Here is an 18977-nt window from a genome sequence, read left to right as displayed (position 1 = left end):
ATCCATAAAAGAAGAGCTTTCTAATGAGCTGCCATCGTATATGATACCTAACTATATAATGCAGATAGAAGAATTACCAGTAACAGTAAATGGAAAAGTGGATAGAAAAGAACTTCCAGAAATAGATGTATCAGAAATAATGGAAAATGAATATGAGACAGCAAGAAATGAAACTGAAGAATACTTAGTTAAGGTATGGGAAGAAGTATTAGGAATAGAAGGCATAGGCATCAGCCATAATTACTATGAGTTAGGTGGAGACTCAATAAAATCAATACAAATAGTATCAAGACTTCAAAAGTATAATATGAGCCTTCAAGTTAAAGATATAATGGAAAATCCAACAATAAAACAATTAAGTGAGAAGGTTAAATACAAAAATAATGAAGTTGATCAAAGTGTAGTTGAAGGCGAAGCAGAATTAGCACCAATTCAAAAGTGGTTCTTTGAAAATGAGTTTTCAGAGAAAAATCATTGGAATCAGGCTTTTGTGTTCTATAAAAAGGATGGCATAAAGGAAGAAATACTAAAAAAATCTTTTGTAGAAATATTAAAACATCATGATGCTTTAAGAATGATATATGAAAAAGATAAAGATAAAATCGAGCAGAGAAATAGAGGGTTGGAAGCATCAGAAGATGTATTTACTTTAGATGCATATGATTTAAGAGAAGATGAAAACTATAAAAATACCATAGAGGAATTATCAAGTAAACTGCAGGAAGGTATGAATTTAAAGAAAGGAATCCTAGTAAAATTGGGACTATTTAATACTAAAGACGGGGATTATCTGCTTATAGCTATTCATCATATGGTTATGGATGGAGTTTCTTGGAGAATATTACTTGAAGATTTAGAAAATCTTTATAAAGCTATAGAGAATGATGAAGAAATAATATTACCTAAAAAAACTACTTCTTATAAAGAGTGGACAAGAAAACTTTTAGAATATGCAAATAGTAAAGAAATTCTAAAGGAATTAGAATACTGGAAATCTATAGAGAATACTGAAATAAGAGAAATTCCAAGGGATTTTGAAAAAACTGAAAGCACCCTTGGAGAAAGCCAAAGTATTTCTATAAGTTTTTCAAAAGAAGAAACGGAACGACTTCTTAGAAAAACAAGTGCAGCCTATAATACTCAAATAAATGATATATTACTTTGTTCCCTAGGATTAGCTGTTAAAGAATGGAGTAGAAATGATAAGGTACTTATAAGTCTAGAAGGTCATGGAAGAGAAGAAATTCTAAAAGATGTTTCTATAGATAGGACAATAGGATGGTTCACGTCTATGTATCCAGTAATTTTAGATATGACTTACAGTGAAGATATATCATATTCTATTCAATATACCAAAGAAACTCTAAGACATATACCTAACAATGGTGTAGGTTATGGTATATTGAAATATTTGACAAATAACCAAAATAATAAGGATAATTCATTTAAACTAAAACCAGAAATAAGTTTTAATTACCTTGGAGAATTTGTATATAAGGAAAGCAAAGATTCATTTAGATATTCTGAATTAACAGGTGGTATGGCTGTTTCAACTGCAAACAAAAAATTAAATTCTATAGAAATAAATGGGCTTGTTTCAGAAGGAAAATTAGAATTATTTTTAAATTATAGTACTAAGGAATATAAGGAAGAGACAGTAGCTAATTTATTAGAAGAATATAAGAAAAATTTAATTAAAGTTGTAGAACATTGTGAAAGTAAGAAAGAAACACAAAAAACACCTTGGGATTATGGCGATAATGAATTAAGCATAGAAGATTTAAATAAAATGTTATCTAGTGAAAAAGATATAGAAAAAATTCATTCTTTAGCACCTATGCAGGAAGGTATGCTGTACAATTTAATACTTGATAAAAAATCTCATGCATATTTTGAGCAAAGCGTATTTACTCTTGAAGGAACACTAAGAGTAGAAGTATTAAATAAAGTATTTAATACTCTTATAGAAAAATATGAGGTATTAAGAACCGCATTTTTCTATGGCGATATAAGTAAACCTAAGCAGGCAGTTTTAAGCAAAAGGGAAATGTTAATAAATTATGAGGATATAACCACTTTAGCGGATTCAAAGCAGGAAGAGTATATAGAAAACTTTAAAAGGCAGGATAGAGATAAAGGGTTTGATCTAACCAATGACTGCTTAATCAGGATATCAGTAATAAAGACAAAAGATAATAGATATAAATTGATTTACAGTTTCCATCATATAATTATGGATGGCTGGTGCATAGGAATAATAATGAGGGATATAGTTAGCTTGTATAAAGCTTTCTGTGAAGGCGAAAAAAATATAGTAATTGATGAGACTGTACCATATAGTAATTACTTGGAATGGCTTGATAAACAAGATAAAGCTGAAGCGTTAGAATACTGGAAAGTATACCTTTCAGGATATGAACAAGAATCAGTAATTCCTAAGTTAAATAATAAACTAACTGGTTTTAATAATGGAGAAGATTCAATTGTATTAGATGATATACTCACATCAGAATTTAGAAAGCTATCAGAGAAAAATAATATAACATTAAATTCACTAATCCAAACTGCATGGGCAGTATTATTACAAAAATATAACAATACCAATGATGTAGTATTTGGTTCTGTAATTTCTGGAAGACCAAGTGAAATTGAAGGAATAGAAACTATGATGGGATTGTTTATAAATGCAGTACCTGTAAGAGTAAAAGGAGATGACAATACAGAATTTAAAGAATTAGCAAAAAAACTAAATAACGATTTTATTGAAGCTAATACGTATGGATATTGTTCATTAGCAGAAGTGCAGTCTTTAACAACTATGAAGAATAAACTTATTAATCATGTTGTAGTATATGAAAATTATCCTATTGACAAAAAAAATATGAATTCTGGTATGGATAAGAAATCTGAAATAGATATGATAGACTTTAAAACATTTGAGCAGACAAATTATGATTTACAACTTCTGATAATACCAAGTGATAAATTGTCTATAAAAATACAATATAACAGCAATATTTATAGTAAAGAGACTATAAGAGCTATAAAAAATAACTTATATAATATATTAAATTGTATAATAGATAAGCCAGATATTAAAATATCAGAAACAGAAATGCTTAGCTTAAAAGAACAAAAGAAAATTCTGTATGAATTAAATGATGTAGAAGCAGATTATCCTTATAATAAAACAATAAAAGAATTATTCGAGGAACAGGTTGAAAGAACCCCGGAAAATATAGCTGTTATATATGAAAACACACAACTCACTTACAAAGAACTTAACAGAAAAGCAAATGTCTTAGCTTGGAAATTAAGGGAGAAGGGAGTTAAGGAAGAAACAATTGTAGGAATAATGACAAATCGTTCTGCAGAAATGATAGTAGCAATACTGGGGGTATTGAAAGCAGGAGGTGCATATTTACCTATCTTGCCTGATTATCCTAAAGATAGAATTGAATATATGTTAGAAGATAGTCAACCACAGGTATTAGTTGGACAAAAAGAATTAATTGAGACTGTAAGTTTTAAAGGAGAGATACTAGAGACAGAAAGCATTAAAGAAGATGAAGATGAAGATGAAAAAGAAAATTTAGTTGCTTTAAGTTCACCACATAGTATGGCATATATTATCTATACTTCAGGAACAACAGGCAAGCCTAAAGGTGTGGTAATTGAAAATATAAATGTTGTTAGACTTATGTTTAATAGCAAAATGCAATATGAATTTGATGAAAAACAAATATGGACAATGTTTCATTCTTACTGCTTTGATTTCTCAGTATGGGAAATGTATGGTGCATTATTATATGGAGGAAAGCTTGTAGTAGTATCTGATAATGTAACTAAAAATCCAGCAGAATTTGTAAAGCTGTTAAGAAAGGAGAAAGTAACTGTACTAAATCAGACGCCATCATCTGTTTATAATTTAATTGAAGAAGAAATGAAGCAGGAAGATAATAATTTAAATATAAAATATATAACATTTGGTGGTGAGATGTTAAAGCCTGCAATGTTGAAAAGATGGATAGATAAATATCCTGATACTAGACTTATAAATATGTATGGTATTACAGAAACAACAGTACATGTAACTTTTAAGGAAATAACTGATAATGAAATAACAACAGGAATAAGTAATATTGGAGTACCCATACCAACTACAACTACGTATATTATGGATAAAAATCTAAAACTTCTACCTATAGGTGTTCCAGGAGAACTTTGTGTGGGAGGTGCAGGAGTTGCAAGAGGATATTTGAAGAGACCAGAACTTACTGCAGAAAAGTTTGTTGAAAATCCTTATATAAAAGGAGAACGCATTTACAGATCAGGAGATTTAGTAAAAATGCTTTCTAATGGGGAAATGGAGTATATAGGAAGGATAGACCATCAAATAAAGATAAGAGGGTTTAGAGTAGAAATTTCAGAAATTGAGAATAAACTTATAAATCATATTGATATTAAGGATGCAGTAGTTATTGCAAAAGATGATTTAACAGGAACAAAATACGTATGTGCTTATATTACAGCTGATAAGAAATTTACTATAAAGGAGCTTAAAGAATATCTTTCGCAAGATCTTCCATACTATATGATACCTTCATATTTTGTTCAAATAGACAAGATGCCAATTAATGCAAATGGGAAGATAGACAGAAGACTGCTACCTGAACCAGAGGAAAATGCAATTTTAGATAGCAGTTATGAAGCAGCTAAAAATAAAATAGAAGAAAAATTAGTGGCTATATGGGAAGAAGTTTTAGGAAAAGAGCATATAGGAATTAATGATAATTATTTTGATTTAGGAGGGCATTCATTAAATGCGGCAATGATCACCTCTAAAATAAACAAAGAATTCTGTGTAGATATAACTGTAAGAGTGTTATTTGAAAATCCTACTATAAATGCTTTAAGTAGATTAATAGAAAAATCAGAGAAAAAAGAGTCTATCTCAATATACAAAGCAGGAGAAAAGGAGTACTATAAAGCATCTTCAGCAGAACAGCGGTTATTTGCATTATGGGAAATGGACAAAGATAATACGGTGTATAATATCCCAATGATATTTGAAATAAATAAAGAATTGGATGAAAAAAAGGTTCAAATTGTATTAAATGAATTAATAAGAAGGCATGAATCATTAAGAACTAAATTTAAAATAGTAGATGACGAAATAGTACAGGTCGTAGACAGAGAATGGAATTTAGATTTTAAATATGAAGAATTAAAAGAAACAATTGTTAATGAAAAGATAAATAATTTTGTTAAGCCATTCGATTTAACAAAATCACCTTTAATGAGATGTGAAATCATAAAGTGTTCAGAGAAAAAATATGTGTTTATGGTAGATTTTCATCACATAATAGTTGATGGAATGTCTTCAAGCATATTGATAAATGAATTTAAAGCGTTGTATGAAGGCAATGTATTACCTGAAACTGCATTACAATACAAAGATTACTCAGAATGGCAGAATTCTTTAGAAGAAAAAGGATTAATAAAAAAACAAGAGGAGTATTGGTTAAACAGATTTAAGGGAGAGTTAACAATACTGAATATTCTAACTGATTACGAAAGATCAAATGTGCAGAGTTATGAAGGTTCAAGAGTAATTTTTAATATTGGTAAAGCACTAACTGATAATTTAAATAAGCTGGCAAAAGATGCAAATACAACTTTATATATGGTATTACTTTCAGCGTATAATGTGTTGCTGGCAAAATATAGTAGTCAAGAAGATATTATAATAGGAACAGCAGAATCAGGGAGAACAAAGGCAGGACTCGAAAATATTGTAGGTATGTTTGTAAATACTGTGGCTCTAAGGAATTATCCAGAAGGAAATAAAACATTTAAAGAATTTTTAAATGAGGTAAAGGATAATACTTTAAGAGATTTTGAAAATGCGGATTATCAATTTGAAAATCTTATTGATAAGCTGAATATAAAAAGAGAAGCTAGTAGAAATCCACTATTTGATACGATGTTTGTACTTGAAAATATGGATTTGAATTCAAAAGAATCTAGTGAAAAAATTAATATACTTGAAGCAGAATTTAATGTATCAAAATTTGATTTAACATTAACAGCAATGGAAATAGAGAATGGTATTAGTTTTAACTTTGAATATTGTATCAAATTATTTAAGAAGGACACGTTAGAAAAGATAAAAGAGCATTTTATTAACATATTAAACTCTATAGCAGCTGAGTCAGATATTAAAATATCAGAAATAGAAATGCTTAGCTTAAAAGAACAAAAGAAAATTCTGTATGAATTAAATGATGTAGAAGCAGATTATCCTTATGATAAAACAATAAAAGAATTGTTCGAGGAACAGGTTGAAAGAACCCCGGAAAATATAGCTGTTATATATGAAAACACACAACTCACTTACAAAGAACTTAACAGAAAAGCAAATGTCTTAGCTTGGAAATTAAGGGAGAAGGGAGTTAAGGAAGAAACAATTGTAGGAATAATGACAAATCGTTCTGCAGAAATGATAGTAGCAATACTGGGGGTATTGAAAGCAGGAGGTGCATATTTACCTATCTTGCCTGATTATCCTAAAGATAGAATTGAATATATGTTAGAAGATAGTCAACCACAGGTATTAGTTGGACAAAAAGAATTAATTGAGACTGTAAGTTTTAAAGGAGAGATACTAGAGACGGAAAGCATTAAAGAAGATGAAGATGAAAAAGAAAATTTAGTTGCTTTAAGTTCACCACATAGTATGGCATATATTATCTATACTTCAGGAACAACAGGCAAGCCTAAAGGTGTGGTAATTGAAAATATAAATGTTGTTAGACTTATGTTTAATAGCAAAATGCAATATGAATTTGATGAAAAACAAATATGGACAATGTTTCATTCTTACTGCTTTGATTTCTCAGTATGGGAAATGTATGGTGCATTATTATATGGAGGAAAGCTTGTAGTAGTATCTGATAATGTAACTAAAAATCCAGCAGAATTTGTAAAGCTGTTAAGAAAGGAGAAAGTAACTGTACTAAATCAGACGCCATCATCTGTTTATAATTTAATTGAAGAAGAAATGAAGCAGGAAGATAATAATTTAAATATAAAATATATAACATTTGGTGGTGAGATGTTAAAGCCTGCAATGTTGAAAAGATGGATAGATAAATATCCTGATACTAGACTTATAAATATGTATGGTATTACAGAAACAACAGTACATGTAACTTTTAAGGAAATAACTGATAATGAAATAACAACAGGAATAAGTAATATTGGAGTACCCATACCAACTACAACTACGTATATTATGGATAAAAATCTAAAACTTCTACCTATAGGTGTTCCAGGAGAACTTTGTGTGGGAGGTGCAGGAGTTGCAAGAGGATATTTGAAGAGACCAGAACTTACTGCAGAAAAGTTTGTTGAAAATCCTTATATAAAAGGAGAACGCATTTACAGATCAGGAGATTTAGTAAAAATGCTTTCTAATGGGGAAATGGAGTATATAGGAAGGATAGACCATCAAATAAAGATAAGAGGGTTTAGAGTAGAAATTTCAGAAATTGAGAATAAACTTATAAATCATATTGATATTAAGGATGCAGTAGTTATTGCAAAAGATGATTTAACAGGAACAAAATACGTATGTGCTTATATTACAGCTGATAAGAAATTTACTATAAAGGAGCTTAAAGAATATCTTTCGCAAGATCTTCCATACTATATGATACCTTCATATTTTGTTCAAATAGACAAGATGCCAATTAATGCAAATGGGAAGATAGACAGAAGACTGCTACCTGAACCAGAGGAAAATGCAATTTTAGATAGCAGTTATGAGGCACCTAGAAATATGACAGAAGAAGAATTAGCATTTATATGGGAAGAAGTTTTAGGAAAAGAACATATAGGAATTAATGATAATTATTTCGATTTAGGAGGGCATTCATTAAAGGCAGCAGTAATTGTAGCAAAAATAAAGAAAAGATTATGTGTAGAAATAAAAGTAAGAGATTTATTTGAAAATCATACCATAAGTGCTTTGAGTAAAATAATAAAGAAGCTAGACACAAAAGAATATATAGAGATAAGTAAAGCAGAAGAAAAAGAATATTATAAAGCATCTTCTATGGAAAAACGCTTATTTGCGCTATGGGAAATAAATGAACAAGATACGGTATATAATATTCCAATGATATTAGAAGTAAATGAAAAATTAGATAAGGAAAAGGTTGAAAAAGTACTAATTGAAATAATAAGAAGGCATGAGGCTCTAAGAACAAGTTTCGATATAGTAGATGGTACGATAGTACAAAAAATAGAAAATGAATGGAATTTAGATTTTAAGTATGAAGAGGCAGAAAATATAATAGTTGAAGAAAGAATAAGTAATTTTATTAAGCCTTTCAATCTAAGAAAAGGACCATTAATGAGAGCAGAGATTATAAAGTGCGATGAGAAAAAATATTTATTTATGGTAGATTTTCATCATATAGTAGTTGATGGAGTATCTTCAATAATAATATTAAATGAATTTATACAATTGTATGAGGGAAAAAGTTTACCAGAGCCTTTATTACAATACAAGGATTATTCAGAGTGGCAAAATAGTTTAGAAGAGAGTGGATTAATAGAAAAACAAAGAAAATATTGGATAAATAGACTTGGTGGAGAATTACCAATACTGAATATGCAAACAGACTATGAAAGACCTATTGTGAAGAGTAATTTAGGAGGTCTAGTAAACTTTAATGTAAATAAAGAACTAAAGAATAATCTTAATAAAATAGCAAAGGATACAGGCTTAACCCTGTATATGATATTACTAGCAGCATATAACATAATGTTATCAAAGCGTAGTGGTCAAGAAGATATTATAATAGGAACAGCTCAAGCTGGAAGGTCACATGAAGAAACTGAGAATCTAGTAGGAATGTTCGTGAATACTATAGTATTAAGAAATTATCCAAAAGGAAGTAAAACATTTAAAGAATTTCTTATGGAGGTGAAAGACAGTACTTTAAAAGATTTTGAAAATACAGAATATCAGTTTGAAAATTTAATTAAAGAGTTAGATATAAAGAGAGATGCAGGCAGAAATCCATTATTTGATGTAATGTTTGTACTTGAAAATATGGGTTCAAATTCTGGTGGAGAGAATAAAAAAATTAAACCAATTGAACCAAAGCTTAATATATCGAAATTTGATTTAACTTTATCAGCAGTAGAAACAGAAGAGAGTATAGACTTTAGATTAGAGTATTGCAGTAGTTTATTTAGAAATGAAACAGTAGAAGAAATGGGAGAGCATTATGTAAATATATTAAATCAAATAACAAGTGATCTAGATATTTATATAAGTAATATTGAAATGATTTCAAATAATGAAAGAGAAATGTATATTAATAATATGAACAATGATAGCGAGATTATCGATGCAGCAGAATTTAATTTTTAGCAAGATTTAGTTGAAAAATTTATAATTAAGAAATGAAATAACAATTGTAAAATTCAACCATAAGGTTCTATTATGGCAGAGGGACACTTACATTACATTATCTAAATATTTTACAATAATTAATGATTTAGATTAGTGTAATGTAAGATTTCTACATATGAAAAACTTTTATAAATATTAACAGCTGTTGTCTTTAATGTCTTAAAATTGTGAAATATATAGAGGTGGTAAATAATATGAAAGATAAATCTGATATAAAAACAGTACGTTATATAAATGAATTTAAGAATCAATTAGAATATTGGGTGAGAAATCTGAATATTGACTTAAATAGAATTGAAATACCTAAAAACCAAGTTAATAATGAGTTAGTAAAAATGGCTAGCATACAATTGAATTTCCCTAATGAAATAGCAGAAAAGATATTAAAAATAAGTAATTATAAAGATTCAACTACACTTATTGTATTATCTTCTATATTAAAATGCTTGTTATATAAATATGCAGCACAAGATATAATTCATGTTATTACACCTTTATTAGAAAATGATAAATTAGAAAAATATAACAAATGTGTAATAATCAAATCAGCAATGAGAAGTGAAATGAATTTCAAGCAGGTATTGCTTAATGAAAAAGATACTTTTTCTGATGCATATAAAAATGGCGATTATCCATTGGAATTTATTATGGAGGAGATAGGGATTAGTAAAGAAAATATAACTAACATTTTTAATATTGGCCTTGTATTTGAAAACATACAAGACATAAATTATGTTGAAAATTATAATTTTGAATTGTTATTTATATTTAATAGAAAAGACAATGAGATTTCTTTAAGAATAGATTATGATAATAGCAAATTTAATAAAATTTTTATACAAGATATAATCAATAGATATATAGCTATATCAGATAAGTTAATAAGCAATATAGGAATTGAAATGAAAAATATAGAGATTGTAACTTTAGATGAAAAGCAAAAGTTAATACATGAATTTAATAATACAAACTTAGGTTCTCCAAAAGAAAAAACAATATATGAATTATTTGAGGAACAGGTAGAAAAAACACCAGATGATATAGCAGTAATATTTTCAGGCGAGAAACTTACATATAGAGAACTTAATGAAAGATCAAATTCCTTAGCAAGAGTTTTAAGAGAAAAGGATGTTAAATCAGAATCTATTGTAGGTATTATGCTAGGAAGATCCCTAGAAATGGCTGTAGGAATTATGGGTATATTAAAAGCAGGTGCAGCATATCTACCTATAGATCCTGAATATCCAGAGGATAGAATAAAATATATGCTTGAAGATAGTAAGTCACAAATGTTATTAACTCAAAAGAAACTAATAGATGTTCTAAGTTATAGTGGACAAATTATAGATATAGAAGATAACAGCTTATATGAATGCGAAAAAAGTAATCTTGGTAAAGTAAGTGAACCCAATAATTTGTCATACATTATATATACGTCAGGAACAACAGGAAAACCAAAAGGGGTAATGGTTGAGCATAGAAGTGTAGTAGATACGTTATTATGGAGAAAGGAAGAATATCAATTAGATAAGAAAGATAATGTACTTGTTTTATTTTCATATGCTTTTGATGGATTTGTTACAAACTTTTTTACCACTATTTTATCAGGAGCATCAGCAGTAATAATTAATGCAGAGGAGTGCAGAGATGCACTTGCAATACGAAAAGCTATAATTAAAAATAATATAACACACTTCATTTGCATACCAGTACTATATTCTGCTATATTGGAATGTTCTAAATGTGAAGATTTACGTAGCTTAAGAGTAGTTACTTTAGCAGGAGATAAGACAACAAAAAATATAATTGATTTAAGTAGAAGTAAAAATGAACAAATAGAATTGGTAAATGAATATGGTCCTACTGAAAACAGTGTGGCTACAACTATATATAGAAATATGCAAAAGATTGATAGCGAAATAATTCCAATAGGGAAGCCAAGGAGAGGTACAAAGGTATATATACTAGATAAAAATAATTGTTTGGTGCCTATAGGAGTACCAGGTGAATTATGTGTATCAGGAGACGGCTTAGCAAGGGGATACTTAAATAGAGAAGAACTTACAGCAGAAAAGTTTATAGATAATCCTTTTGAATCAGGAACAAGGATGTATAAAACCGGTGATATAGTAAAATGGCTGCCAGATGGTAACATAGAATATATTAGAAGAATAGATAATCAAATAAAAATAAGAGGATTCAGAATAGAATTAGGTGAGATAGAAAATCAACTTTTAAAACTAGAAAGTATAAATGGAGCAGTAGTAGTACATAAAACTAATAAAAATCAAACTAGCAATCTTTATGCCTATGTAACTGCAAAAGAAGAAATAGCTGTAACATTACTAAAAGATCAGCTTGCAAAGAAACTACCATCATATATGATACCAAGTTATATAATTCAGATAAATAAATTACCATTAACGCCAAATGGAAAAATTGATATAGAAACTTTATTTAAAAAAGAAATTGCACAAGCTGTAAAAGAAAAATGCGAAGCGCCAAGAAATCAGGTTGAAGAAAATATTTTAAATGTATGGAAAGACGTATTAGGAATAGACGGAATTGGAATTAGCCACAATTACTATGAATTAGGTGGAGACTCAATAAAATCTATACAAATAGTATCAAGGCTTCAGAAATATAATATAAATCTTAAGGTTAAGGATATAATGGAATACACAACAATAAAACAATTAAGCAAACACGTAACATATAGAAATAATGATATAGATCAAAAAATCGTTGAAGGAAAGGTAGAATTGGCTTCAATACAAAAATGGTTTTTTGAAAACAAATTTTTAGTAGAGAATCATTGGAATCAAGCCTTTGTTTTTTATAAAGAAGACGGTATACAAGAACAAATATTAAAAAAATCTTTTATAAAAATACTAGAGCATCATGATGTTTTAAGAATGATATTTAAAAAGCAAATTAAAGAAATTATTCAAGAAAACAGAGGAGTAGATGGACTAGAAAATTTATTTACATTGAATTCATATGATTTAAAATTTGATAAGAATTATAAAAATACTATAGAAATGCTATCAAATGAGTTGCAAAAAGATATAGATTTTGAGAACGGAATTTTAATAAAATTAGGGTTGTTTAAAACAGATGAAGGCGATTTTTTGCTTGTTATAATCCACCATTTAATTATAGATGGAGTTTCATGGAGAATATTGCTTGAAGATTTAGAAAATGCTTATAAAGCTATTGAAAAAGAAGAAATAGTAGTATTTCCAAGAAAAACTACATCTTATAAGGAATGGACGCAAAAAGTTAAGGAATATTCTAATAGCAGAGAATTACTAAAGGAGAAGGATTACTGGAAAGAAGTTGAAGGTACGGAAGTTAAAAAATTACCAAAGGATTTCCCAAAATCCAATATTACTTTAGCTAAAAGTAGAAACATTGATTTAAATCTTACTAAAGAACAAACACAAAGTTTAATCAGAAAAGCAAGTGCAGCATACAATACGCAAATAAATGATATATTACTTTGCTCTCTAGGGTTAGCAATAAAAGAATGGTGTGGAAACGAAAAGATACTTATAAGTTTAGAAGGTCATGGAAGAGAGGAAATTATAAAAGATATCTCAACAGAGAGAACAATGGGATGGTTTACAACAAACTATCCAGTAATTCTTAATATGAGCCATAGTGATAATATTTCAGATTCTATTAAAAATACAAAGGAAACATTAAGGCATATACCTAACAAAGGTATAGGGTATGGAATATTAACACAATTGACAGAAGATAAAAATAAAGAAGATATTTGTTTTAAATTAAATCCAGAAATAAGTTTTAACTATCTCGGAGAATTTTCAGAAAAGAAAAGTGATAATTTATTTCAGTATTCTGAATTAATTGGTGGCATGAGCATTTCACTACAAAACAAGAAATTATGTTCTATTGAAATTAACAGTTTAGTTATTGGTGGAGAATTACAATTAACATTAAATTATAGTACAGAAGAATACAAACATGAAACAGTTGAAGAATTGTCAAAGTTATATAAGAAAAATTTGATTAAATTAATAGAGCATTGTGAAAGGAGAGAAAAAACAGAGAAAACTCCATATGATTATGGGGATAAAGAATTAACTATAAAAGATTTAAATGTAATATTATCTAATAAGAAAGATATAGAGAAAATACATTCTTTAGTACCAATGCAGGAAGGGATGCTTTATAATTTAATTCTTGATAAAAAATCACATGCGTATTTTGAACAAAGTGTGTTTACTATACAAGGACCACTTAGAATAGATGTCTTAAATCAAGTTCTTAATAAACTTATAGAAAAATATGAGATATTTAGAACGGCATTTTTTTATGATAATATTAGTAAACCTAAACAAGTAGTATTAGCCAAAAGAGAATTAACAATACATTATGAAGATATTAGTAGTTTTAGTTCATCAAAGAGAAAAGAGTATATAGAGAAATTAAAAAAAAGGGATAGAGATAAAGGGTTTGATTTAACTGAGGATTGTTTAATTAGAGTCACACTAATAAGAACTGACAATGATAAATATAAGCTTATATATAGTTTTCATCACATAATTATGGATGGCTGGTGCATGGGGATAATAATTAAAGATGTAATAACTATGTATAGAGCATTAGTAAATGGAGAAGAAATTGATGTAGAAACGAGTGCAACATCATATGGAAGATACTTAGAATGGTTTGATAAACAAGATTCGTCTGAAGCATTAGAATACTGGAAAGATTATCTTGAGGATTATGAGCATGAGGTAGTAATTCCTAAATTAAATAAAAAGGCAGAAAAATTTAGAAATGAAGAAGAATTAGTTTTAATAGGTGAGAATTTAACATCAAGATTAAAGAACATAGCAGAAAAAAATAATATAACAGTAAATTCAGTTATTCAAACAGCTTGGGGAATACTATTGCAAAAATATAATAATACCAATGATGTAGTATTTGGTTCAGTAATTTCAGGAAGACCAAGCGAAGTTGAAGGTATCGAAAATATGGTAGGTTTATTTATAAATACAGTACCTGTAAGAGTAAAGGGAGAATATGAGTTAAGCTTTAATAAGATGGCAAAGAAAATTAACAGAGATTTTCTTGAAGCTAACACATATAGTTATTGCAGTTTAGCAGAAATACAATCATTTACTAAACTGAAAAATAAACTTATAAATCACGTTGTAGTATATGAAAATTATCCTATTGACCAAGAGTCAATTAATGCTGATGCATCAGAAAAACCAGAAATTGATATTGTGGATTTTGAGGCGTTTGAACAAACTAATTATGATTTTGCACTTCTTGTAGGATTACAAAATGAACTGAGTATAAAAATATTATACAATGGCAACATCTATAGCACAGAGGCTGTAAAAACAATAGGAAATAATCTATTTAATATATTAAATTGTATAGGAAATAATTCGGATATTAAGTTATCTGAAATAGAAATAGTAGGTAAGAAGGAAAAGGATAAGCTATTAATTGACTTTAATAATACAGAATTAAAATATCCAGATTTAAAGACAATAGATGAGATATTTGAAGAGTATGTAGAAAAGATGCCAAATGATACAGCAATTATCTTTGAAGGAAATAAACTAACTTATAAAGAGTTAAATGAAAGAGCAAATTCATTAGCAAGAGTGTTAAGGGAAAAAGGAGTAGAAGCAGAAAAAATTGTAGGAATAATGGTAGAACGCTCTTTAGAAATGATAATAGGAATATTAGGAATTTTAAAAGCTGGTGGAGCTTACCTTCCAATAGATCCTGAATATCCAGAAGATAGAATAAAGTATATGCTTGAGGACAGCAAAGCAAATATATTATTAAAGCAGAAAAAATTATTAAAAAACATAGAGTATACAGGTGAAATAATAGAAATAGAAGATGAATACCTATATAAAAAAGAAAATGGTAATTTAGACAAGGTTAACTGTTCAGATACTTTGGCATATGTTATATATACTTCAGGAACTACAGGAAAACCAAAAGGTGTTATGATAGAACAAAAATCTTTGGTAAATTTAATTCTGACTCAAAATAAAAATTATCCAGTTTCTAAAGAAGATGCTTATTTAATGAAAACATCATTTGTATTTGATGTATCTTTAACTGAAATATTTGGATGGTTTGGAGGGAAATTAATAATAAGTAAAAATGGAGATGAGAAGGATCCAGTTGAAATAAAATATTATATGAATAAATACAATATAACGCACATGAATTTTGTTCCAACAATGTTAAATATATTTTTAGATACTTTAGATGATGAAATAATAGCTCCGAAATTAAAATATGTTTTTGTAGCTGGTGAAGCCATAACTAAAAAGACAGCTTCCAAGTTTTATGAGAAAGTAAAAAATGTTTTACTAATAAATTTATATGGTCCAACTGAAGCTACAATTTATTGCAATGAATATATTATTTTTAAGAACAATTTAGATAAAATTAATAGTATACCAATTGGAAAACCAATATATAACTATAAAAGTTATATATTAGATAATAATATGAAACTACTGTCAGTTAATGTAGTTGGTGAATTATGCATAGGAGGGATTGGAGTATCAAGGGGATATTTAAATAAAGAGAACCTTACCCACGAAAAATTTGTGGATAATCCTTTTGAACCAGGAAAAAAAATATATAGAACAGGAGATTTAGCAAAATGGTTACCTAATGGAAATCTAGAATATTTAGGAAGAATAGATAATCAGGTAAAAGTAAGAGGATTTAGAATAGAATTAGGAGAAATAGAAAATCAATTTTTAAAATTAGAGAATGTAAAAGAGGTAGTTGTAGTAGATAAAATTGATCAGAACGGTGATAAGTATCTTTGTGCTTATATAACTTCCAATATGGAATTAGATGTGATATCCCTAAAAAACGAAATCTTAAAGGAATTGCCAGAATATATGGTACCAAGTTATATTATACAGATTGATAAAATGCCAGTAACTCATAATGGAAAAGTAAACAGAAGTGCATTGCCAGAAAATTATGAAGGTGTACATGCTAAGACTTATATAGCACCTAGAAATGATATTGAAAGAATAATAGTGGATGTGTATAAGAGTATATTTAAGGCAGACTGCATTAGTACAGATGATGAATTTACACTATTAGGAGGAAATTCAATCATTAGCATAAGGCTGGTTTATGAGCTTAAAAAGAAAGGCATTAATATTGATTTGAAAACAGTATTTAGCTGTCAAAGTGCTGCAAAAATAGCTGATTATATTCAATATAGAAATAATAAAAAAATAGATGTAGTTGATAAATTTATAACAAAGCTTAAAACTGGAGATAGTGAAAAAGGCAGTTTAATTTTGCTTCCACCTGCAGGAGGGACAACTCTTGGATATATGGATATGGCTAATAAGTTAAGTAATATTGGTGATATATATGCAATAGAAGATCCAAGAATATCTAAAGGACTTTATAATACCTTTAAAAAAGATGAGGAACTTATTAATTCATATGTAAGGGCTATTAGTAAAGTATTTAAATCAGGTATTGATTATGTTGGGGGACATTCTTTAGGGGGAGCATTAGCTTTTAAAGTTTCTTTAGAGTTAATTAAACAAGGAAAAATACCTAAGGGGTTAGTAATTATGGATTCTGCACCTAGTGATAACTCTGCTGAGGATATAAACTCCAATATAGATAATGAAGAATTAAAAGTATCTATAATTATTTCTACCCTAGGTGGAAATTTGCAATTGGATGAAAATGAATTAGAAGAATTAAAGCGAAATGGATATGATGAAGTAAAGAAATTTATCATAGAGAGACTTAAAGAAATAAATGTTGGTGAAGGTTTAGATGAAATATTTTTAGATTCATACGTTAATGTTTATATTGATAATCTAAGAATGTTTAAAGAATCAAAATTAATAGAAGGGACTTTGCCAATACCTATAATAGTTTTTAAAGCTGATGAGCAGGATTCTGAGAGGAACTTTCATGAGTGGAGCAAATACACTAGTAAGACTTTTGATGTAATTGAAGTTCCAGGAAATCATGGAACTATTTTAAAAAATCCTAATGTAGAAATAATGGTAAATTATATAGAACAATTATTTAGGTAAATTAAATAAAGACTGATTTTAAAAATACACATTTGGAGGAATTTAATATGAATTTAAAATTGCTAAATCAAAGAACTTTTTCAACACTAATGTTTGCAAAATTTATATCCTTAATAGGTACACAAATGCAAAATTTTGCACTAGCATTATATGTACTGAGAATAACAGGTTCGGCGACAAAATTTGCAATTGTATCGGCTATAGCTATAATTCCCAATATATTTCTTGGGCCTATAGCAGGAGTATTTGCAGATTGGTTTGATAGAAAAAAGATGATAATATATTTAGATATTATTAATGGTATTGTAGTAGGAATATATGCTATAATTTTTAAAATTAATGGTGGTATATCTTTAACACAGATATATATACTAGCTATTATTTTGTCTATGATATCATCATTATATATGCCAACAATAAGTACTGTTATTCCATCTATTATAAAAAGAGACGAGTTATTAGAGGCTAATGGAATAGATTCTTTTGTAATGAGTTTGGGAAATTTAGCATCACCTGTTATAGCGGGGGTTTTATTTGGAACATATGGATTATTTATTATACTTATTGCTAATTTGATTAGTTTTATTTTAGCAGGTATAAGCGAGATGTTTCTAAATATACCTAAAATAAATAAGCAGCCTGAAAAATTCGATATTCAATACTTTTTATCAGATTTTACTGAAGGAATTCAATTTATAAAAAATAAAAAGTTAATGCGCAACATAATTGTTTTAGCATTGATACTTAATTTTGCTTTTAATCCAATGTTAGGATTAGGCGTAACATTTATATCAAAGCAGATTTTAAAAATAACTGATTTACAATATGGAATTATGGAATCAATGTTTATTATAGCTATGACTATAGCTCCATTTATAGCAAGTCAAGTTAGTAGAAAATATAAAATGGGTAAAGTTCTATTTTTAAGTGTTTTTAATTCATCTATATTAATTGGAATATTGGCAACAATAGTTAAATGTAATAGCTTAAATTTGTTTAGCAATAATTTTATGCCATACATTGGCATACTAATAATAGGTTTTATTATTAGCATGATAACAACAATTTCCAATATAACAATAGGTACTATTTTTCAGCAACAAGTACCATTGCAAATGATGGGAAGGGTAAATTCTGTAATGAGTACCTGTTGTATAGTAGCTATTCCAGCAGGTCAGATGATATTTGGACTCCTGCTTGATAAAGTGGATACAGCTATATGTGTAACAATTTGTGCACTAATATTATTTATAACTATTAATTCTTTTAGAAAAAGTTTATGTGAAGAAAATGAGTATGAGAATTCTTCGATAGAAGTGACTAGTTGGTAAAAATTAACACAATAAAGTACAAAAAATAATAGTTTTGCAGAAGAATTAGAAATTTTA

General features: G+C 28.1%; 3 protein-coding genes. All 3 read left to right on the top strand.

The annotated features are described in order from the left end of the window. The first annotated feature begins 4 nt into the window (after positions 1-4). Positions 5-9448 carry an amino acid adenylation domain-containing protein gene (locus CLPUN_RS21720; protein ID WP_278281675.1) on the top strand — a complete coding sequence of 3148 codons (9444 nt, stop codon included), beginning with the start codon at positions 5-7 and terminating at the stop codon, positions 9446-9448. Positions 9449-9684: 236 nt separating this feature from the next. Next, positions 9685-17589, top strand: a complete 7905-nt coding sequence (locus tag CLPUN_RS21715) for a non-ribosomal peptide synthetase (RefSeq protein ID WP_077849315.1) — start codon at positions 9685-9687, stop codon at positions 17587-17589. Positions 17590-17636: 47 nt separating this feature from the next. Continuing rightward, positions 17637-18920 carry an MFS transporter gene (locus tag CLPUN_RS21710; RefSeq protein ID WP_077849314.1) on the top strand — a complete coding sequence of 428 codons (1284 nt, stop codon included), beginning with the start codon at positions 17637-17639 and terminating at the stop codon, positions 18918-18920. Positions 18921-18977: the final 57 nt, after the last annotated feature.

It is taken from the genome of Clostridium puniceum, from assembly GCF_002006345.1.
Taxonomy (GTDB): Bacteria; Bacillota; Clostridia; order Clostridiales; family Clostridiaceae; genus Clostridium; species Clostridium puniceum.
This window is presented reverse-complemented; position numbering and strand designations above follow the sequence as displayed.

Excerpts from the sequence above, each read along its gene's own strand:
- CLPUN_RS21715 (WP_077849315.1), top strand. The coding sequence starts at position 9,685 with ATGAAAGATAAATCTGATATAAAAACAGTACGTTATATAAATGAATTT.
- CLPUN_RS21710 (WP_077849314.1), top strand. The coding sequence starts at position 17,637 with ATGAATTTAAAATTGCTAAATCAAAGAACTTTTTCAACACTAATGTTT.